We start from the raw sequence: 17,114 nt of genomic DNA, 5'->3' as shown, positions 1-17,114 counted from the left end.
CCCGCGCGTATAGGTCATCCGTGCCGATCCCTCAACCCCGGGGGCACGTCGGCCACGACGGCCGAAGACTGGAACAGCCCCGGAAACCACACGAAAGAGGACACCATGGCACAGGTCATCGAAACCATCGACGTCAACGTTCCCGTCCGCGTCGCGTACAACCAGTGGACGCAGTTCGAGGAGTTCCCGCACTTCATGAGCTTCGTGGAGTCCATCACGCAGAAGAGCGACACCCTCACGCACTGGAAGGTGAAGATCGCCGGGGCCGAGCGCGAGTTCGACGCCGAGATCACCGAGCAGCACCCCGACGAGCGGGTCGCGTGGAACAGCATCGGCGGTGACGAGAACCACGCCGGCGTCGTGACTTTCCACCGCCTGTCGGACGACGAGACGCGGGTCACGGTCCAGATCGACTGGGCACCCACCGGCGTCCTCGAGAAGCTCGGCGCGGTCTTCGGCGCCGACGATCACTCGGTCAAGAAGGACCTCGCGAACTTCAAGGAGTACATCGAGTCGCGCGGCGCCGAGTCCGGCGCCTGGCGCGGCGACGTCAGCTGACGTCTCCTCCCCACGACGAAGCCGGGTCCGCTCCATGAGCGGACCCGGCTTTCCTCATGCGCGGGTCACCACTGCGGGTGGATCTCGGCCTGCAGTCGGCGGTCGTACACGTCGCGGACGAGAGCGTCGAACGCGTCGAGGTCGAAGCCGCCCTCGAGCAGCTCAGCGGCCTGGGCGTTCGCCGTGGCCTGAGACACCGAGCGTGCGCCGGGGATCACCGAAGTGACGCCTTCGCGCGACGCGATCCACGCGAGCGTCGCCGCGGGCAGCGTCACCCCCTCGGGGAGGGATGCCTTGAGCTCGTCGGCCGCGGCAACGCCCTCGTCGAACGGGACGCCCGAGAACGTCTCGCCCTTGTCGAATGCCTCGCCGTTGCGGTTGTACGAGCGGTGGTCGTTCTCGGCGAACGTCGTGGACCGCGAATACTTGCCCGAGAGCAACCCGCTCGCGAGCGGCACGCGCGCGAACACGGCGACGTTCTTCTCGGCCGCGAGCGGCAGCACCTCGTCGAGGGGCTTGAGACGGAACGGGTTGAAGATGATCTGCAGGTTGGTGAGGTTCGGCCGTGTCAGGGCCGACAATGCCTGGTCCATCGTCTCGACCGAGGCGCCGTACGCAGCGATCACCCCTTCGGACACGAGCTGGTCGAGGGCATCCCACGTGGCATCGTCGTCGATCACCGCGGACGGCGGGCAGTGCAGCTGCACGAGGTCGAGGGTCTCGGTGTCGAGCAGGCGCCGCGAACGGTCGAGCCAGCCGCGGAAGTTCTCCATCACGTAGTTCTCGGGCACCTGGTCTTCGCGGCGGCCCATCTTGGTGGCGACGGTGATGCCCGTGGCATCCGCGCTCTTCAGGAAATCCCCGATGATCTGCTCGGACCGGCCGTCACCGTAGACGTCGGCCGTGTCGAAGAGCGTGACGCCGGCCTCGGCGGAGGCTGCCAGCACGGCCCGCGCGTCGTCTTCACTGACATCTCCCCAGTCGGCACCGAGTTGCCAGGTTCCGAGACCGATCGCCGAGACCTCGCGGCCGGTACGGGAGAGGGGGCGCTGCTGCATGGGGTGTCCTTTCGACGCTGTTCTCGAGCCTAGCCAGCGCTTCCGACATCGGGGCGGTCGGATGCCGGGGCCCGACGGGTCTGCCGCCGCGGGTACCTCGACGCCTCCCGCGCACCTCGGTCGGCCGGTTCGAGGATGACCGCGACGATCCCGCCCGTCGCGGCGACAGGGGGAAACAGCGTCCCTCAGAATGTGAGCGTGAGCACTCCTCCCTCCGCGCGCGCCACACCGCTGCGCTACGTCATCGCGACGCCTGAAGCCATCTACGGCACCATCCTCGTCTCAGGCGTGCTGGCCGGTACGCAGCCGGGGGTTTCGCTGACCGATGTCTTCTTCTCCGGCATTCTCGCCTCCACCGCGATCTGGACGGCCCACGTGGTGGCCGTGACCATCGCCACGCACGGCGTCCGCGGCAATACCTTCTCAGGGGTGCGCGCGTCGATCTCGCTGGCGCTGACCCACTCGAGCGGCATCCTGATCGGTCCGATCGTGCCGATCGCGCTGCTCGCCCTGGGTGTCGTCGGCGTGCTGCCCGAGACGGCGTCGTTCGCGAGTGCCTCGGTGTCGGGACTCGTGATCCTGGCAGTGCTGGGGTGGCTGGCGCTCGCCGAACGCGGGGCGAGGTGGTACGTGCGCCTGTTCGGCGCTCTGCTGACGGCACTCGCCGGCCTCGTCGCGGCGATTCTGAAGGGACTGATCTGACCATGGCGCACGCCCCCGTCGCCCGTCTCGGTCGACTGCTCGGAACCCTGTACCTCGTCGGGTCGCTCGGGCTGCTGCTCAGCGCATTCGGCTACGCGGTCTTCGACCCCGCGCCCTCGCCGGAAGCGCCACGCCACGCCCTGGCATCCATCGCCCTGGTGCTGTCGTGGGCGGTGCTCGTCGCGGCGGCGCTGCTCACGATCGTGCGGGGTCGCCGCGCGGTCGACACCGACTGAGCCGCCGCCTCGGAGCGCCCCCCGCCCGGTGTATCAGCGGCTGGGAGATCTCCCGGGACGGGAGGGTGGTCGGCGACGTCGGCGGCCCGCCACCCGTGCGAACCACGCTGCAGGAGGCTCCTCGCCTCGTCACCCGAGGGAGACAGCTCCCACGAGTTCTGCCTCGGCACCCTGGATCCGCGCGATCCCGACACGTGTCGACCGCATGATCTCCCCGTCGACCGCACGGACGGCGGGTCCCAACGTGAGATGAGGTCGGAAGCCACCCCGCCAGTAGGCGGGCTCGTCCGCGGCGAAGCCCGCGAGATGCTCGAGACGGTCTGTCAGGAGCCCGTGCAGATGGTTCGCGCGCGGCGACTCCACCAGCCGCACGGCGATGTCGTGCTGCGAACCGAACATGGCCACGTCACCGACCCGGAACGTCAAGGGCTCATCCGCTAACGGCACTTCGCGGAGGATCTCGACGAGCTCAGCGGTCGATGCCTCCGCGAGGAAGTTCGAGGCGAGCGTCACGTGCGCCGGCCATGCGCTTCGCGCGACACGGTCGCCCACCTCCAGAGGAGCCAACAGGGCGACGACGCAGTACCGCTGGGAAGGGGAAGTGGCCGTCATCCGAAGATCCTGCCATGCCGCCGTGACGGCGGCGTCAACCCCGCCGCCGATGTCGGACCCCGCGCCTAACGTGGCCACACGCCCCACGGAAGGAACGTCCATGCACACTCCCACCCCCGAGAATCTCCCCGGCGCCGATCACGGCGACACCGTCGCCGACTCCGACGGTCTCGCCGCCGACGTCCCCGCGGGCGGCGCGGGAGCCGACAGCGGCGCTGTCGCCGCGACCGAGATCGACACCGACGACGATGCGCGCGTGCAGAACGTGTCGAGCCAGAACGACCTGCCCGGGGTCGGAACGCGCGCGGCCGACGGCGGCATGGAGCGCGGCACCGATGATGCCCGGGGCGGCAGCGACTCGACCTCGCGCCACCACGAGGACACGTCAGCGGGAGAGCCCGTGGACGACACGGCGCCGGAGCCGCACGTCGACGGCGACGACCCGATCGCCAAGTATCAGCCCGGCGTGGGTCGCGACTCCGCCGCCTCGAGCCGCATCGCCCAGAACCTCCCCGACCCCGACGACGCCTGAGCCGCGCCAGCCCCGCATCCGACGCGTGCCAGGCTGGTCCGATGGACGACCTCCGCCTCGAACCCCTCGCCCCGACGCTCGACGACTATCTCGAGCTGCGCCGCGCCTCCGGGCTGACTCCGAAGCGCCCCGAGCAGGGCGCACCGGCCCTGGCGAACAGCTGGGCGTGGCGACGGATCGTGGATGCCGACGGCCGGTCGGTCGCGATGGGCCGGGTCGTCGGTGACGGCGGGTGGTACTTCCTCGTCGCCGACATGGCGACGCTCCCCGCCTACCAGCGGCGCGGACTCGGACGCCGCATCCTCGAGGGCCTTCTCGCGGAGATCCGTGAGAAGGCCCCCGAGGGTGCTTATGTGACACTCCTCGCCGACCCGCCGGGCCAGGCGCTCTACCGCAGCCTCGGCTTCACCGAGCCGACGACCGGCTCCGTGACGATGCACCAGGTCCTGAGCTGAGCCCAGCGCCCGTCACCCGTCGGACCGCCGCGCGTCGCCCCCACCACCCGAGCAGCACGTCGAGCACGACGAACGCCGCGAGCGGGTAACCGACCATCGGCAGGACCGATCCGATGAGCACCGCCACGGCGAGCACGATCGCGACGCCCCACCACGGAGCACCACGAAGGGCTCCCCGGGCGGGGGCGGCCGCGAGTCCCCGCGTCGGGCGCCGCTTCCACCACATCGCGTAGCCGAGCACCACGAGAGCGGCGATCCCGACCGCCAGAGCGAACAGAGCGATCTGATTCGGCAGACCGAACATCGAGCCCATGTGCAGGTCGATGCCCCAGCGCGAAAGCTTCGCGAGGAGCGGGAAGGTCGCGAAGTCCACGCGGTCGACGACCTCCATCGTCGCGCCGTCGATCGCCACGGCATCCACCTCCGTCGGGAAGCTGCGATGGATCTCCTGCACGACCCAGGCGGTGCCGGGAGCGGCCGGCGGGCGGATCTCGACGTCGCCGCTGTCGACGTTGATGCGCTTCGCGATCGCGAGCACCGCGTCGAAGGTCGGCGGATTCGCCGCCCCCGCGGGCGCGGAGGGCGAACCGCCCAGATGCTCGGCATGGTCTCCCCCGTGGGCGGCGGCACCCTCGAGCGAGGTGTCGAGCGAGGGCGTCCCCCCGCCGATCGCCGCGCGCAGGTCCGTCACGTTCGCGCCCGCGAACGTCGACCACGTGATCCCGGTGGCCGAGAGGAAGAGCGCCCCCAGGACGACCCAGATCCCGACCGCCGAGTGCCAGCCCGACAGGCGACGGTAACCGCGGTGCGACCGGTTGGGGCGGAGCAGATCGCGGCGCCCGCGGCGGCTGCGCACGAAGCGCCCGATCCAGAGTCCGAGTCCCGCGAGCGCGACGATTCCGAGCCAGGATGCCGCGAGCTCGCTGTACCACCGGCCCAGGGCGCCGAGGTGGAGCGAACGGTGCAGATCGCTGATCCAGTGCCGGACCGGCAGTGCTCCGCTCGTGCCGTAGACGGGGAGATCGCCGCGGATCTCGGTCGTGGCGGGGTCGACGAAGATCGCTCGCGTGGTGCTCTCGGGCAGCGTGTCGTCGGCGAACATCACGCGTGTGGTCGCGCCGGGTTCGGGCGCGGGCCGCACGGCGACGGGTGTGGCACCGGAACCGACGTAGGCCTCGGCGGCCTCGATCTGGTCGGCCAACGGCATCCCGGGCAGGCTCGAGGTCGCCGTCAGCTCGTGCGAGTAGACGACCCTCTCGACGACCGGGGTGAGGGCGTAAAGTCCGCCGCTCACCGCCGCGACGAGGATGAACGGTCCCACGAGGATCCCCGCGAAGAAGTGCACCCGCCGCAGGAGCGCGGTGAACCACCCTCTGCGGCCGGCACCGGATGCCACGCCTTCGGCACCGCGACCGGGTCGAGTGTCCAGAACACCCGGACTCCCGGCCCCGGGGCTCCGGGTGTCTTGGACACTCGAAGGGGCGGTACCCGACGGGGTCTCCGGCAGCGGGGAAGCCCCGTCCGGTCGCGTTGTCGTCATGACAGGATCCCCTCTCCGATGAAGCCGCCCTCGGCGCACCCGGGCGGCACGGCGAAGACCGCCGAGCCGATGGGCGTCGTCCACTGGTTGAGCAGATCGAGCTGGTCGAGGCGCTGCTGGATCGGGACGAACTGTCGATCGACATCGGCTTGGAACGACACGAACACCAGCCCCGCGTCGCTGACCTCGCCCGCGGGCGGAGTCTGGTCGTAGTTGTACCCGCGGCGGAAGATGCGCTCCGCCGGATCGTCCGACCGCGACCGTCGCAGGTGCGAGAACTCCGGGATCACGGGGAAGCCGATGGCATCCTTCGCGTCGAAGTCCGGCTCGTCGAACTCGTCGGTCCCGGTCAGGGGTGCGCCCGTCGCTTGGAAGCGTCCGACGGCCTGATCACGGCCGGGGCGGTCGAGGCGGTCCCAGGTGTCGAGGTTCATCGCGATGCGGCGCACCACCATGCCTGTTCCACCGGCCATCCATCCCTCGCGCGCCCACACGACCTCGTCGAACGCTGTCGTGCCGGGCACGGGATTGGCCGTACCGTCGACCTGTCCGAAGAGGTTGCGCATGGTCGTCCCGGGCCGCTCGGTGCCGTGTGCCCGTCGGAAACCCTGCTGCACCCACCGCGGGGCGGCGAACGCGCGTGCGTCCTTCAGGAGCATTCGTGCGGCGTGAGCCACGGTCACCGGATCATCAGCGGCGATCTGCAGCAGCAGGTCGCCGTCGCCGTAGTCGGGCCGGAGCCGGTCGATCGAGAACGCCGGCAGCGGTCGCAACCACGACGGGGCGAGAGCACCGGCCCGCGCGACGAGCCCGGGCCCGAAGCCGAAGGTCACCGTCAAGCGGGCCGGGGCGGTCGCGAGCTCGGGCTCGGTGTCGGCCAGGGCCGCTTCTCCGCGCGTCAGGCGCGCGGCGTCATCGGTCAACGTCCGAAGAAGACGACGGATGCCGTCGCGATCGACGTCGGGCCGCAGGTCGAGCGCGATGAGCGACGCGTGCGCCTGGGCGTCGGTGTCGATCCCCGCCTGGTGGGTGCCGTAGAACGGCACGGTCACGTCACCGTTCAGCGGTGTCGAGGCAGGGCCAGCCTGGGCCGACGCCGCGGCGTCGACGCCGATCGCGGCCACCGCGCCGACCCCCGCGACGGCCCCACCGATGATGAACGTGCGCCGAGTCGGGCCGCGGCGCGTGTCGAGACGCGCCCTCACTGGCCCATGTCCATTTCGCCCATGTCCATGTCACCCATGTCCATGTCACCCATGTCGCCGCCGTCGTAGCTCTCGTTCGCTCCGGCGAACTCCTTGATCGGGGCGGTGATGTCGACGGTCGACGCGTCCGAGAACGTCAGCGTGATCGTCGTGTCGTCGCCGGCACGCAGCGGAGAGGTGACGTCCATGAACATCAGGTGGTTTCCGCCCGGGGCGAGCGTGAGCGAGCCGTGGGCCGGGATCACGAACCCGCCCTCGACCTCGCGCATGACCATCTGGCCGTCCTCGTTCGCGACGGTCTCGTGCAACTGCATCGACGAGGTGGCGGGGCTCGTCGCCGAGACGACGGTGAGGTCGGCGTCGCCGGTGTTCGTGAGTTCTCCGAAGCCGGCGCTCATCCCGCCGTCGGCGGCCTTGACCCAGACGTCCGTGCTGGAGAACGACGCCGATTCGGCGGCGGGAGCGGGCGCGGTCGTGCCGGCGCAACCGGCGAGGGTGAGGCAGGCGACGAGGGCGAGGGCGCCGAAGCGCAGGGAGCGAGTGTTCATGACGAGGCCTTTCCGGGCTGTCGGCCGCGCGCGGCGCGGCGGAGGAGAGAAACGAGGAGGAGGGCGGCGAGGGCGATGCCCGCGCCGAGGGCGGCGACGACGACGATGCGGGGGATGCCCGGATCGTCGGCCACGGGGGCCGCGACGGCGGGCGCGCTCGCCGAGGCGGGTGCCCGCTCGAGAGGGGCTGCGTCGCCGACGGTGAACGGGATCACGCCCGAGATGGGGTGACCGTCGCTCGAGACGACGCGCCAGCGCACCTCGTAGCCCGCAGCGGGCATGCCCTCGGTGAGGCCGACCGCGACGGTCGCGGACGCGATGGCGGGGTCGCCGACCGCCCAGTCGGTGCCCTCAGCGTCGGCGACGATGATGTCGGCGCCCACATCGAGGACATCGGCCGAGAAGGTCAGGGTGATCTCTTCGGGAGCGGACGGAAGACGCTCACCCGAAGCGGGTGAACTGGATAACAGCTGATCGTGGGCGGATGCCGGGACGACCGACGTCAGAACGACGACGACGGCCACGGCGCATCCGACCGCGACAGCGCGGAGGCGGATCATGGGGTTCTCTCTCTCGGCAATGCCGAGCGCGCCGCGACGGCGCGGATTCAGCGCACAGCGCTGCCCACGCACGCAGGCGACGGCACGGCACGACGGACACGGGCGTCTCGGAGGACGCGAATCCCCGCCGTGCGTGTGCACGACGGGCCGGTCGCGGCGGGTGCCGAGCGCTGAGGAGCGTCAGGAACCGGATGCCGACGACCGAACGCCCCGCGACGGATCACGCGGGGCGGGCGTCAGTGTGCGCCGAGAGGTGGGCCGCGCCGTCGAGCGGTCGCCGCCAGCAGGACCGAGACGGCTCGCACGTCGGCGACGACATCCGCGAGGACACGACGCGCGGGGGTCGGTCCGGGCGCGTCGGTGAGGATACGGACCCGCGCGCGCAGCCAGGCACCGAGCCGGACGGCGAGTTCGCGCAGGTGCGCGACGGTCCGCTCCCCGCGGTGCAGGGCGGCGGTGGTGAGCGCGGCGGCGATGACGTGCCAGCCCCACATCGTGGCATCCGGGAGCATCGTCATCGTCACCGAGTCCGCGTCGAGTGCGGGCATCGCCCCCGCGCCGCCATGGACGTGACCGGCGGCGACACCCGGCCGGTAGCTGCCCAAGACGAAGAGGGTGTGGAACAGCAGCTGGCTGAGGCCGACCGCGAGCCCCAGGCGCAGAGCCGACAGGCGGCGACCGGCGAGCGCGGTGCACGCGACGAACGACAGCGCGAGCGGGACGAGGATGCCCACCGCGCCCGGCATCGCTCCCCCAGCGGTCACGTGCGAAAGCAGAGCGACGAATGTCGCCACGGCGGCGGCCACGGCTCCGCGCGCGACGCGCGTTCCCCGTTCGTGCCGTCGCATGAGACCCATTGTGTCAGGCGTGCGCGGCGAGGACCGCCGCCGTCACCGCGCGAACAGCGCGATCCCGACGCCGAGGATCGCCACGACGGCGGCCACGGAGCCGTAGAGCACGAGAGCCCTCCGGCCCCCGCCCTTCCACGGCCGGTCCTTCATCGGGAGCACCTGAGGAGCCCCGGATGCCATGGCATCGGTGCCGTCGGTCTCTTCGATGGCCTCGCGGACGGCTGCCACGACGCCGAGCGCCCGCCGCCACACGCGCGGGTCCCCCACGGCGAGCTGCCGCGGACTGTAGAGGAAGAGCCACCCCTCGACGATCTCGAGATCGAACGGCAGCTCGGCGTCGTCGAGGAGGTCGAGGACGTCGGGACGCAGGATGCCACGGGCCCAGCCCGCCGCCCGAGCATCGACGTGAACCTCCGTACCGTTCCCGAGCGCGAGCGTCTCCGCGGCGGTCGGTGTGGACGGCAGGAGCCGGATCGCTCGCGCGCTCGCGGTCTCGACGAGAAGGGCCGGCGCGGGGCGCGACAGGCGGACAGCCGCGTACCCCCACGCCGAACTCATGACGTTGAGCTCGATCGCGTACTGGAAGGCGGAGTTGGCGATCTCGATCTCGGGGTCCCCGGGGAACCGCACGATCCGGCCCGCGCCCTGCATCTGGCGCGGGCGGCCGGCGGGGTCGCGGAAGACCACACCCGGCAGGGGCTGGTCGAGGACGAGGGGCCAGAACTGCGCGCCGTTCGCCTCGGCGAACAGGCGTACGGCCTCCGTCTCCTCGCTGTCGTCGTATCCGTCGCGCAATTGCAGGAGCGGGGCCACGTCGAGCGGTTTCGCCATGCCTCTCATTCTGTCGGCAGCGGGCGCGGGCGGCGCGCCCCCTAGGCTGAGTCCGACCCAGGAGGATGCCGTGACCCGACCCCGTGTCGTCATCGCCGGAGCGAGTGGTTTCGTCGGCCAGGCTCTGGCATCCGCGTTCCGCGACGAGGGATACGACCTCGACACGATCGGCCGGAGGGGCACCGCGACCTGGGAAGACCAACCGGCCATCGAGCGTCTCGTCGAGGGCGCGGACGTGCTCGTCAACCTCGCGGGCAAGATCGTGTCGTGCCGGTACACCGACGCGGCACGAGACGAGATCCTGCGTTCACGGGTCGAGACGACGAGGGCGTTGCACCGCGCGGTGCGCACGGCAGTCCGTCCGCCCCGCGTGTGGTTCAACGCGTCCACCGCCACGATCTACCGCCACGAGACGGAGCGGGGGAACGACGAACGCGACGGGGTCATCGGCGACGGATTCTCGGTCGACGTGGCGACCTCGTGGGAGCGGGCGTTCTTCGACGGCGACCTCCCCGAGACCCGCCGCATCGCGCTGCGCATGGCGATCGTCCTCGGCGACGGACCGGCGACACGCATGCTCCTCGCGCTCGGGCGTCTCGGACTCGGTGGAGCGCAGATCGACAGCTGGTGGTTCCCGCACCGCCGCTACCGCGGGATCGGCGCGCATCCGACCGGGCCGGTCTGGTCGAGCTGGCACCGGACGTCGGGCCGCCAGCGCTTCAGCTGGATCCACATCGACGACGTGGTGGCATCCGTCCTGTTCCTCCGCGATCGCGCCGATCTCGAGGGACCGGTCAACCTCGCGGCGCCCGGCGTCAGCGACAACCGCACGCTCATGCGCGAGGTCCGGCGCGTCGCGGGGAGGAGGCTCGGCCTTCCCGCCTACCGGTGGATGCTCGACCCCGCGATGGCGGTGCTGCGCAACGAACCCGAGCTGGTGTTGAAGAGCCGGTGGGCCGTGCCGCGCGTACTCTCCGAGGCCGGCTTCCGCTTCCGGCATGCGGAGCTGGGTCCGGCTCTGGATGCCGTGGCCTCGGTGCGTCGCCCGCGCGCACGCGACCTCTTCTCGGCATGACGAACCGCCCGCCCGAGCAGATCGGGCGGGCGGGAGAGTCGGTCAGGCGTTTCGACGGATGAACCGCATGAGGGCCGCGATCACACCCACGATGAGGATGATGATCCCGATCCACAGGAGGAACTTCACGGCCTCGACGAAGACGCCGAGGAACAGCAGGACGAGTCCGACGATGATGAGGATGATGGCGAGAGCTGGCATGTGTTCACTCTGTCCCGCCGACCTCCTCGGGCGACCACCCTTGACACGAGCCCGAGAGGCCGTCGTGTCAAGGCCGGGCGGCCTCGCGGAGTCGGGTCTACGGTCGAGGACATCACGACGGCGGGAGACCCAACGATGAGCGAACGCGACACCACAGGCCGCGGAACCGGACCCGACGAAGGCGAGTACACCGACGTGCAACTCCCCGACGGCGAGCGGGACCACGGCAGTTCCGATCTGCCCGGCGAATACGTCGATCGGGAGAACTCGGACGGCACCGAATCGCGGCCCCGTTCCGATGAAGCCGGCGCCTATACCGATGTCGAACTGCCGTCGGGGCACGAGGACCGCGAGGACCTCGAGCACCCCGGCGAGTACACCGACCGCGACCGCTGAACGGTTCAGCGATCGAGGACCACCTGTGGATCCACGCGGTAGGCCGCGCGGTACGCCTGGGCGAAGCGTCCCGGAGCGGTGAAGCCCCAACGGGCCGCGACCTGGGCGACCGTGGTGACCGCGGCGTCGGCCGCGACGAGATCGGCATGGGCGGCGCTGATTCGCGCCGCGGCGAGGTACGCCTCGGGGGTCAGCGCCAGCTGGCCATTCGCCGCGAAGGCGCGCCGCAGCCCCTCGGTCGAAGCGCCCACCGCGGCGGCGGCGTCATCGATCGTGATGGGCAGCGAAGCGTGATCGTCCAGCCACGCGGTCGCCGAGGCGTAGATCGCCGCCTGCTCGATCGCCGACGCGCGGCGCTCGCGCGGATCGCCCATGAGGGCGAACGTCTCGAGCGTGGCGGCGGCGAGCGAGCGGTAGACCTGGGCCCGCACGAGCGGTTCCGACATGACCGGCTCCTGGGTCAGCGACCAGCGCAGTGTGGCGAGCCAGTACTCGCGCATCCGGCGCGAGACGGGTGCCGTCCCCTCGAACCGGACGGTGAGCGTCTCATCGCCGTAGATCATGCGCGCCGTCTCGGTGAGCCGGGCAGCATCGAGGGCGGCGAGCTGCAGCCTCGTCGATTGCGGGCGGCCGATCAACTCCTGGCCCGGTTGCACGATTCCCGGCTCGACGCTGTACTCCCCGGCATCCGATCCGATGCTCCAGGCGTATCCGGGCGTGGAGGTCGCCACGAAGAAGCGATCGGCCTCGTAGATGACTTCGGCACGGCAGTCCCAGTCGAGGTGGCGCAACGAGAACGCCCCATCCCCGATCGCGTGCTCGGCGAACGACGCGTCATCGGCCTGGACGTCGACGTGCCCGTACTGAGCCTGCAGCCACGTCAGCGTGTCGGCGACGTCGTCGGTGCGGACGCGGGTATCGAAGAAGTCGTTCATGGCTGTCCACGATCATCGTAGTTAACCTCGCGGTCTCGGACCGCCGTCATCTCGGCCCTTTTTGTTCACCTCTTCCCGGAAAGCGATCATGACCGGCAGCCCCCGTGTACGCCCCATCACCCCCGACGACGCCGGAGAGGTGCTCACGATCCAGCGCGCGGCCTTCGCGAGCGAGGCGCTCATCTACGGCGACCCCGACATGCCGCCGCTGACCCAGACCCTGGAGGAGCTGCGCGCGGAACTCGTCGAGAACCTCGGTTGCGTCGCCGTGTCGGATCACCGCATCGTCGGTGCCGTACGCGCGCGGCGGGACGGCGACCTGCTCCTGATCGGGCGTCTCGCGATCGCGCCCGACCAGCAGGGCGAGGGACTCGGGACGCTCCTGCTCGGTGCCGTCGAGGAACGCGGGCGTGAGGCCGGCGCGAGTGAGGCCGAGCTCTTCACGGGCGGCCTCAGCGAGGCGAACCAGCGCCTGTACGAGCGCGAGGGGTACCACCGCACCGAGGAGACGGCCGACGGCGAGATCTTCTACCGGAAGCGGCTCATCTGACCGGGGGCTTCGACGAGCTCCGGCCCCTCCGCGCTGCCAGGTCCCCGAGCTCGTCGAAGGGACCGGCACACGCAGAAGGGCCGCCGCCCGCATCCGGACGACGGCCCCTCCCGGCGCAGCGCTTACGGCGTCGGCATGCCGCCGTTGACGTTGAGCGTCTCACCGATCACGTAGCTCGACTCCGCCGAGGCGAGGTAGACGTACGCGGGCGCGAGCTCGGCCGGCTGACCCATGCGTCCGAGCGGGGTCTCCTCGCCGAACTCGTCGACATTCTCGTTCGGCTGGCCGTCGGTGACCTGCAGCGGCGTCCAGATCGGTCCCGGGGCCACCGCGTTCACGCGGATGCCCTTCGGGGCGAGCTGCTGGCCGAGCGCCTTCGTGAAGGTGTTGATCGTGGACTTCGTCGACGCGTAGTCGACGAGGATCGGCGCCGGCGAGTACGCCTGGATCGACGTGGTGTTGATGATCGTCGAACCGGGCTTCAGGTGAGGCACCGCCTCTTTGCAGATCCAGAACATCGCGTACACGTTGGTCTTGAACGTGTCGTCGAACTGCTCATCGGAGAGAGTCGTGACGTCTTCGTTGAAGATCTGCTTGCCGCCGTTGTTGACGACGATGTCGAGGCCGCCGAGGCCCTCGACCGCCTCCTTCACAAGGCTCGTGGCGTACTCGCGCTCGCGCAGGTCACCGGGGATCTGCACGACGGTCGCGCCGGCCTCGCGCAGGATGCCGGCGATGCGGTCGGCATCCACCTGTTCCTCGGGCAGGTACGACATCGCCACCGAGGCGCCCTCGCGGGCGAAAGCGATCGCGGTGGCCGCGCCGATACCCGAGTCGGCGCCGGTGATGAGGGCCTTGCGTCCCACGAGTCGCTCGCTGCCGACGTAGGTGTCCTCGCCGAGAGCGGCCTTCGGGGTCAACTTCGCGTCGAGCCCGGGTTCGGGCTGGTCCTGCGCCTGCGGTTCGATGTCGGCGTAGAGCTTCGTGGGGTCGGTGAAGGTGTACTGCGTGCTCATGACACGTCCTTTCGATGGGGGATGGATGCCGGGTGTCACGTACCCGGCCGGTTCAACGGCCGCCGAGCTCGTCGGCATCCACGACATCGCGGATGACGAGAGCGGCGTTGATGAGGGCGAGGTGGCTCAACGCCTGCGGGAGATTGCCCCAGAACGCCCCGTCGGACTCGGCGATCATCTCGGAGTAGACGCCCACATCGTTCGCTTGAGCGACGAGGGCGTCCATCGCCTCGATGGCCTCGGCATGCCGGCCGACACAGGCCAGCGCGGTGGCCCGCCAGAACGCACACGCGACGAAGGTCTGCTCCTCCTGGTCCATGCCGGTGTAGCGGTAGACCAGGTGGTTCTCGGTGCCGAGGCGTTCGGTGAGGGCGTCGAGGGTCTTCGACATCCGCTCACCGCGGTCGAAACCCGTGGGAGCGTGCAGAAGCACCGAGGCGTCGAGATCCTCGGTGCCGGGTGCCATCGTGTACGCCTCGAGCTTCTCCGACCAGCAGTGCTCCTCGACCCACGCGTGGATGCGGTCGCGCTCGGCGCGCCAGCGGTCTCCGTTGTCGGGGATGTGGCCGCCGTCGGCGAGCCACTGCGCGTCGTCGAGGGCTTTCCAGCACCCCATCTTCGACGAGGTGTAGTGGCGGAGCTCCGGGAGCTCCCACATGCCCGAGTCCTCGCGACGCCAAAGGTCGCAGGTCCGGTCGGCGACGTCGGCGAGGAGACGGCCGGTCTGGATGTCGAGGCGGTTGCCGGCCTCGACATACGTGCGGCACAGGGCGATGAGGTCGCCGTAGACACCGAGCTGCAGTTGGCCCTGCGCGGGATTGCCGGTGACCACCGGCTGATTGCCGTTCCAGCCGGGGACCTCGTGCTTCTCGAGCCCGATCTCGGCGTCACCGTCAAGGGTGTACATGACCTGCACCTCGGGACCGTTCTTGCGGATCGTGCGCAGCAGCCACGAGATCGCCGCGTGCGTCTCCTCGCGCAGCCCGAATCCCACCCACGCGTGCGCCGTGTAGGCGAGGTCGCGCACCCACGCGTAGCGGTAGTCCCAGTTCTTCCCGCCGCGCGGGTTCTCCGGGAGCGATGTCGTCGCCGCGGCGGCGATCGCGCCGGTGGGGCTGAAGAGCAGCAGTTTCAGAGCGAGTGCGCTTCGCTGCACGTCATCGGCCCACGGCCCGTCGTAGGAGAACTCGTCCGACCAGGTCGACCAGCCGTCCACGGTGCGATCGATACCCCGATCGACGTTCTGCGCGTCCGGGATCCGCAGCGGCTCGCCCTCGGTCGCCGCGATCACGAGGAGATGACGCGATCCCTTCGCGGTGGTGAAGCCGCCCTCGATGCTCTCGTTCCCGGCATCCGGTTCTCCCCGGATGCCGTGCTCGTGACCGACCACGGCGAGCGAGACATGGCCGATGCGCATGACCGAGAAGCCGTCGATGCGCTCCGTCCAGGGCGCGGCCGAGCGCAGCATGGTGCCGGGCTGGACGCACCAGGCGAACTCCACCTCGCCCTTCACCCCGTCGACGCGGCGCGCGAGCTCGGCCCACGGCAGGCGGCCGGCGATGCCGGTGACCATGGCGTCGGTGAGCGTCGCCACGCCGGTCGCGGTCGTGAACGTGGTCTCGAGCACGTTGGTGCGCGGGATGTAGCGACGGGTCACCTCGTACTCCCCCACCGGAGCGAGTTCGATGCACCCGCCGGCGGACTCGTCCACGAGCCGCGCGAAGACCGGACGCGAGTGGATGTTCGGCAGCGGCAGCCAATCGATCGATCCGTCGCGGCCGATCAGCGCGACCGTTCGCCCGTCGCCGATCGCGGCGTAGTCGCGGAGCGGCCGGGAGGGCGGAGGCGGGGTCGAGAGCACGTCCCCACGCTAAGAACGCTCCCGTCTCGGTACGCCGGGGTTGTCCATCTGGCGGGGAGCGGCTACGGAGCGTCGTGTCGACGGCAGCAGCGGGATCCGCGACAACGGCACGTTCGCGGCCACGGTGCGCTCGACGACGAACGCGACGATCCGTGCCGTCCGCCTCCGGTTACCGCGACACCCGAGGACGCACAACCCCCGCCCTCCTGTCGGCCGGCACCTTTAATGTCGCTGACACCGCGAGTGAAAGGAACGTGCATGTCCACGACCACCAAGGACACCCCGACCAAGAACCGTCGCCGCCCCGCGCGCGGCGGCAGCGGCCCCGAGACGACCGACGAGCAGAACGCCGAGAAGGGCTTCCAGGCGTCGGAGAAGCTCACCGACAGCCTCCAGGCCGTGCTGGTCGACCTCATCGAGCTCTCGATCCAGGGCAAGCAGGCGCACTGGAACGTCGTCGGGAAGAACTTCCGCGACACCCACCTGCAGCTCGACGAGATCATCGACGCCGCGCGCGAGTTCAGCGACGAGGTCGCCGAACGCATGCGCGCCCTGCACGCGCTGCCCGACGGGCGCAGCGACACGATCGCCGAGACGACCACCCTGCCCGAGTTCCCGCAGGGAGAGGTCGACACGTCCGAGGTCATCGACCTCATCACCGAACGCCTCGACGCGACCGTCGGCACGGTCCGCGAGGTGCACGACGACGTCGACGACGAAGACCCCACCAGCGCCGACATCCTGCACGGCGTGCTCGAGCGCCTCGAGCAGCTCTCGTGGATGGTCAGCGCCGAGAACCGCGTCGCCCGCAAGTCGTAAGCACGGACGAAGACACCGGATGCCGGGGCCTCAGGGCCTCGGCATCCGTCGTTCGTGCGGCAGGTCGGCCCCTCGACCGGTTGTGCCGTGTCGGCAGACCACAGCGTGAGAGGGTCAGCCTCGGGCGATGAGAAACGGCGGGTGGGGTCCCTCGAGACGGGCGACGCCGAGTTTCAGGTCCACGAGAGACGCTCCCACCTCTGCCAAGCGGCGATCCACTTCCGCGAAGCGGCCGTCCACTTCGGCGAAGCGGCGGTCCACCTCCGCGAAGCGGCGGTCCACTTCGGCGAAGCGCGCGTCGGTGCGGGCTTCCAGGCGGTCGAAGCGCGCGTCTACACGGTCGAAGCGGGCATCCATCCCCGCGAACCGGGAGTCGGAACGGTGCTCGACGCGACCGAGCATCCATTTCGTCCCGCCGAGGATCGCGACAGACAAGGTCACGACCGAACCGACTGCCGTCGAGAGCAAAGGGAGAGTTTCCATCGGGCGGTCCTTTCGCGATCGGATGCCCCGACTGTAGACCACCGTCGTCTTGCGGAGCGCGGGTCATCGTCGTGCCGTGCAGAACTTCAC

General features: G+C 70.4%; 22 protein-coding genes. 9 read left to right on the top strand and 13 right to left on the bottom strand.

The features are described from left to right. The first annotated feature begins 105 nt into the window (after nucleotides 1-105). A complete protein-coding gene (locus ACMW4R_RS16975) occupies nucleotides 106-558 on the top strand; it encodes an SRPBCC family protein (protein ID WP_058613215.1) in 453 nt (150 codons plus the stop codon). Nucleotides 559-623: 65 nt separating this feature from the next. On the opposite strand, the gene ACMW4R_RS16970 is transcribed toward ACMW4R_RS16975, so the two are convergent. Then, entirely contained in the window at nucleotides 624-1,616 is a 993-nt protein-coding gene (locus ACMW4R_RS16970; protein ID WP_418300493.1) for an aldo/keto reductase, read from the bottom strand. 198 nt (nucleotides 1,617-1,814) lie between these two features. Here ACMW4R_RS16970 and ACMW4R_RS16965 point away from each other — a divergent pair, with 198 nt between their 5' ends. Both ACMW4R_RS16965 and ACMW4R_RS16960 read left to right on the top strand, forming a co-directional pair. Further along, entirely contained in the window at nucleotides 1,815-2,318 is a 504-nt protein-coding gene (locus tag ACMW4R_RS16965; protein WP_153001363.1) for a hypothetical protein, read from the top strand. Between the two features lie 2 nt (nucleotides 2,319-2,320). Then, on the top strand, nucleotides 2,321-2,554 hold the full coding sequence (locus ACMW4R_RS16960) for a hypothetical protein (protein WP_058629405.1): 234 nt from the start codon (nucleotides 2,321-2,323) through the stop codon (nucleotides 2,552-2,554). Nucleotides 2,555-2,683: 129 nt separating this feature from the next. On the opposite strand, the gene ACMW4R_RS16955 is transcribed toward ACMW4R_RS16960, so the two are convergent. Then, entirely contained in the window at nucleotides 2,684-3,166 is a 483-nt protein-coding gene (locus tag ACMW4R_RS16955) for a 2'-5' RNA ligase family protein (RefSeq protein ID WP_058627612.1), read from the bottom strand. A gap of 100 nt (nucleotides 3,167-3,266) precedes the next feature. Between ACMW4R_RS16955 and ACMW4R_RS16950 the strand changes: the two genes are divergently transcribed. Next, on the top strand, nucleotides 3,267-3,698 hold the full coding sequence (locus ACMW4R_RS16950) for a hypothetical protein (protein WP_058629404.1): 432 nt from the start codon (nucleotides 3,267-3,269) through the stop codon (nucleotides 3,696-3,698). A gap of 41 nt (nucleotides 3,699-3,739) precedes the next feature. After that, a complete protein-coding gene (locus ACMW4R_RS16945) occupies nucleotides 3,740-4,153 on the top strand; it encodes a GNAT family N-acetyltransferase (RefSeq protein WP_418300492.1) in 414 nt (137 codons plus the stop codon). Here ACMW4R_RS16945 and ACMW4R_RS16940 read toward each other — a convergent pair. From ACMW4R_RS16940 to ACMW4R_RS16915, 6 genes are all read right to left on the bottom strand, one after another. Continuing rightward, nucleotides 4,104-5,549 (bottom strand): PepSY-associated TM helix domain-containing protein, encoded by a 1,446-nt coding sequence (locus ACMW4R_RS16940; protein WP_418300491.1) that lies wholly within the window; start codon nucleotides 5,547-5,549, stop codon nucleotides 4,104-4,106. The two genes, ACMW4R_RS16945 and ACMW4R_RS16940, sit on opposite strands and share 50 nt — an antisense overlap. A 140-nt stretch (nucleotides 5,550-5,689) precedes the next feature. Continuing rightward, a complete protein-coding gene (locus ACMW4R_RS16935; protein ID WP_418300490.1) occupies nucleotides 5,690-6,898 on the bottom strand; it encodes a Dyp-type peroxidase in 1,209 nt (402 codons plus the stop codon). Further along, nucleotides 6,895-7,446, bottom strand: a complete 552-nt coding sequence (locus tag ACMW4R_RS16930; RefSeq protein ID WP_418300489.1) for a copper chaperone PCu(A)C — start codon at nucleotides 7,444-7,446, stop codon at nucleotides 6,895-6,897. The genes ACMW4R_RS16935 and ACMW4R_RS16930 overlap by 4 nt, the downstream gene beginning before the upstream one ends. Continuing rightward, nucleotides 7,443-8,006 carry a copper resistance CopC family protein gene (locus ACMW4R_RS16925; RefSeq protein ID WP_058613196.1) on the bottom strand — a complete coding sequence of 188 codons (564 nt, stop codon included), beginning with the start codon at nucleotides 8,004-8,006 and terminating at the stop codon, nucleotides 7,443-7,445. Before ACMW4R_RS16925 ends, ACMW4R_RS16930 begins: the two co-directional genes overlap by 4 nt. Nucleotides 8,007-8,242: 236 nt before the next feature. Further along, a complete protein-coding gene (locus tag ACMW4R_RS16920) occupies nucleotides 8,243-8,854 on the bottom strand; it encodes a hypothetical protein (protein ID WP_058613214.1) in 612 nt (203 codons plus the stop codon). 42 nt (nucleotides 8,855-8,896) lie between these two features. Then, nucleotides 8,897-9,688, bottom strand: coding sequence for a hypothetical protein (locus ACMW4R_RS16915; RefSeq protein ID WP_418300488.1), 792 nt, complete (start codon nucleotides 9,686-9,688; stop codon nucleotides 8,897-8,899). A gap of 70 nt (nucleotides 9,689-9,758) precedes the next feature. On the opposite strand from ACMW4R_RS16915, the gene ACMW4R_RS16910 reads away from it, so the two are divergent. After that, the gene (locus ACMW4R_RS16910; RefSeq protein WP_058627608.1) at nucleotides 9,759-10,763 is read left to right on the top strand and encodes an epimerase; all 1,005 of its coding nucleotides are present in this window, start codon (nucleotides 9,759-9,761) and stop codon (nucleotides 10,761-10,763) included. A gap of 42 nt (nucleotides 10,764-10,805) precedes the next feature. Here the strand turns inward: ACMW4R_RS16910 and ACMW4R_RS16905 are convergent, their stop codons facing one another. Beyond that, entirely contained in the window at nucleotides 10,806-10,964 is a 159-nt protein-coding gene (locus ACMW4R_RS16905; protein WP_193751287.1) for a hypothetical protein, read from the bottom strand. Nucleotides 10,965-11,099: 135 nt separating this feature from the next. Between ACMW4R_RS16905 and ACMW4R_RS16900 the strand changes: the two genes are divergently transcribed. After that, entirely contained in the window at nucleotides 11,100-11,360 is a 261-nt protein-coding gene (locus ACMW4R_RS16900; protein WP_058627607.1) for a hypothetical protein, read from the top strand. Nucleotides 11,361-11,365: 5 nt separating this feature from the next. On the opposite strand, the gene ACMW4R_RS16895 is transcribed toward ACMW4R_RS16900, so the two are convergent. After that, complete coding sequence (locus ACMW4R_RS16895) at nucleotides 11,366-12,295, bottom strand: helix-turn-helix domain-containing protein (RefSeq protein ID WP_418300487.1); 930 nt, start codon at nucleotides 12,293-12,295, stop codon at nucleotides 11,366-11,368. Between the two features lie 88 nt (nucleotides 12,296-12,383). Between ACMW4R_RS16895 and ACMW4R_RS16890 the strand changes: the two genes are divergently transcribed. Further along, entirely contained in the window at nucleotides 12,384-12,845 is a 462-nt protein-coding gene (locus tag ACMW4R_RS16890; protein ID WP_058594988.1) for a GNAT family N-acetyltransferase, read from the top strand. A gap of 122 nt (nucleotides 12,846-12,967) precedes the next feature. Here the strand turns inward: ACMW4R_RS16890 and ACMW4R_RS16885 are convergent, their stop codons facing one another. Both ACMW4R_RS16885 and ACMW4R_RS16880 read right to left on the bottom strand, forming a co-directional pair. Then, nucleotides 12,968-13,861: an SDR family oxidoreductase gene (locus ACMW4R_RS16885; RefSeq protein ID WP_418300486.1), complete on the bottom strand. Its 894-nt coding sequence runs from the start codon at nucleotides 13,859-13,861 to the stop codon at nucleotides 12,968-12,970. A 52-nt stretch (nucleotides 13,862-13,913) separates the two neighbouring features. Continuing rightward, nucleotides 13,914-15,722, bottom strand: a complete 1,809-nt coding sequence (locus ACMW4R_RS16880) for a glycoside hydrolase family 15 protein (protein WP_058594986.1) — start codon at nucleotides 15,720-15,722, stop codon at nucleotides 13,914-13,916. A 258-nt stretch (nucleotides 15,723-15,980) separates the two neighbouring features. Between ACMW4R_RS16880 and ACMW4R_RS16875 the strand changes: the two genes are divergently transcribed. After that, entirely contained in the window at nucleotides 15,981-16,541 is a 561-nt protein-coding gene (locus tag ACMW4R_RS16875) for a Dps family protein (protein ID WP_058594985.1), read from the top strand. Nucleotides 16,542-16,655: 114 nt separating this feature from the next. Here ACMW4R_RS16875 and ACMW4R_RS16870 read toward each other — a convergent pair whose 3' ends face one another. Continuing rightward, the gene (locus ACMW4R_RS16870; protein WP_418300485.1) at nucleotides 16,656-17,024 is read right to left on the bottom strand and encodes a hypothetical protein; all 369 of its coding nucleotides are present in this window, start codon (nucleotides 17,022-17,024) and stop codon (nucleotides 16,656-16,658) included. Nucleotides 17,025-17,114 lie beyond the last annotated feature (90 nt).

This window comes from Microbacterium sp. S1037, from assembly GCF_048381605.1.
GTDB lineage: Bacteria > Actinomycetota > Actinomycetes > Actinomycetales > Microbacteriaceae > Microbacterium > Microbacterium testaceum_B.
This window is presented reverse-complemented; position numbering and strand designations above follow the sequence as displayed.

Coding starts and splice junctions, on each gene's coding strand:
- ACMW4R_RS16890 (WP_058594988.1), top strand. CDS start 12,384: ATGACCGGCAGCCCCCGTGTACGCCCCATCACCCCCGACGACGCCGGA.
- ACMW4R_RS16960 (WP_058629405.1), top strand. CDS start 2,321: ATGGCGCACGCCCCCGTCGCCCGTCTCGGTCGACTGCTCGGAACCCTG.
- ACMW4R_RS16930 (WP_418300489.1), bottom strand. CDS start 7,446: ATGAACACTCGCTCCCTGCGCTTCGGCGCCCTCGCCCTCGTCGCCTGC.
- ACMW4R_RS16970 (WP_418300493.1), bottom strand. CDS start 1,616: ATGCAGCAGCGCCCCCTCTCCCGTACCGGCCGCGAGGTCTCGGCGATC.
- ACMW4R_RS16945 (WP_418300492.1), top strand. CDS start 3,740: ATGGACGACCTCCGCCTCGAACCCCTCGCCCCGACGCTCGACGACTAT.
- ACMW4R_RS16955 (WP_058627612.1), bottom strand. CDS start 3,166: ATGACGGCCACTTCCCCTTCCCAGCGGTACTGCGTCGTCGCCCTGTTG.
- ACMW4R_RS16975 (WP_058613215.1), top strand. CDS start 106: ATGGCACAGGTCATCGAAACCATCGACGTCAACGTTCCCGTCCGCGTC.
- ACMW4R_RS16895 (WP_418300487.1), bottom strand. CDS start 12,295: ATGAACGACTTCTTCGATACCCGCGTCCGCACCGACGACGTCGCCGAC.
- ACMW4R_RS16905 (WP_193751287.1), bottom strand. CDS start 10,964: ATGCCAGCTCTCGCCATCATCCTCATCATCGTCGGACTCGTCCTGCTG.
- ACMW4R_RS16950 (WP_058629404.1), top strand. CDS start 3,267: ATGCACACTCCCACCCCCGAGAATCTCCCCGGCGCCGATCACGGCGAC.
- ACMW4R_RS16900 (WP_058627607.1), top strand. CDS start 11,100: ATGAGCGAACGCGACACCACAGGCCGCGGAACCGGACCCGACGAAGGC.
- ACMW4R_RS16925 (WP_058613196.1), bottom strand. CDS start 8,006: ATGATCCGCCTCCGCGCTGTCGCGGTCGGATGCGCCGTGGCCGTCGTC.
- ACMW4R_RS16915 (WP_418300488.1), bottom strand. CDS start 9,688: ATGGCGAAACCGCTCGACGTGGCCCCGCTCCTGCAATTGCGCGACGGA.
- ACMW4R_RS16875 (WP_058594985.1), top strand. CDS start 15,981: ATGTCCACGACCACCAAGGACACCCCGACCAAGAACCGTCGCCGCCCC.
- ACMW4R_RS16885 (WP_418300486.1), bottom strand. CDS start 13,861: ATGAGCACGCAGTACACCTTCACCGACCCCACGAAGCTCTACGCCGAC.
- ACMW4R_RS16920 (WP_058613214.1), bottom strand. CDS start 8,854: ATGCGACGGCACGAACGGGGAACGCGCGTCGCGCGCGGAGCCGTGGCC.
- ACMW4R_RS16870 (WP_418300485.1), bottom strand. CDS start 17,024: ATGGAAACTCTCCCTTTGCTCTCGACGGCAGTCGGTTCGGTCGTGACC.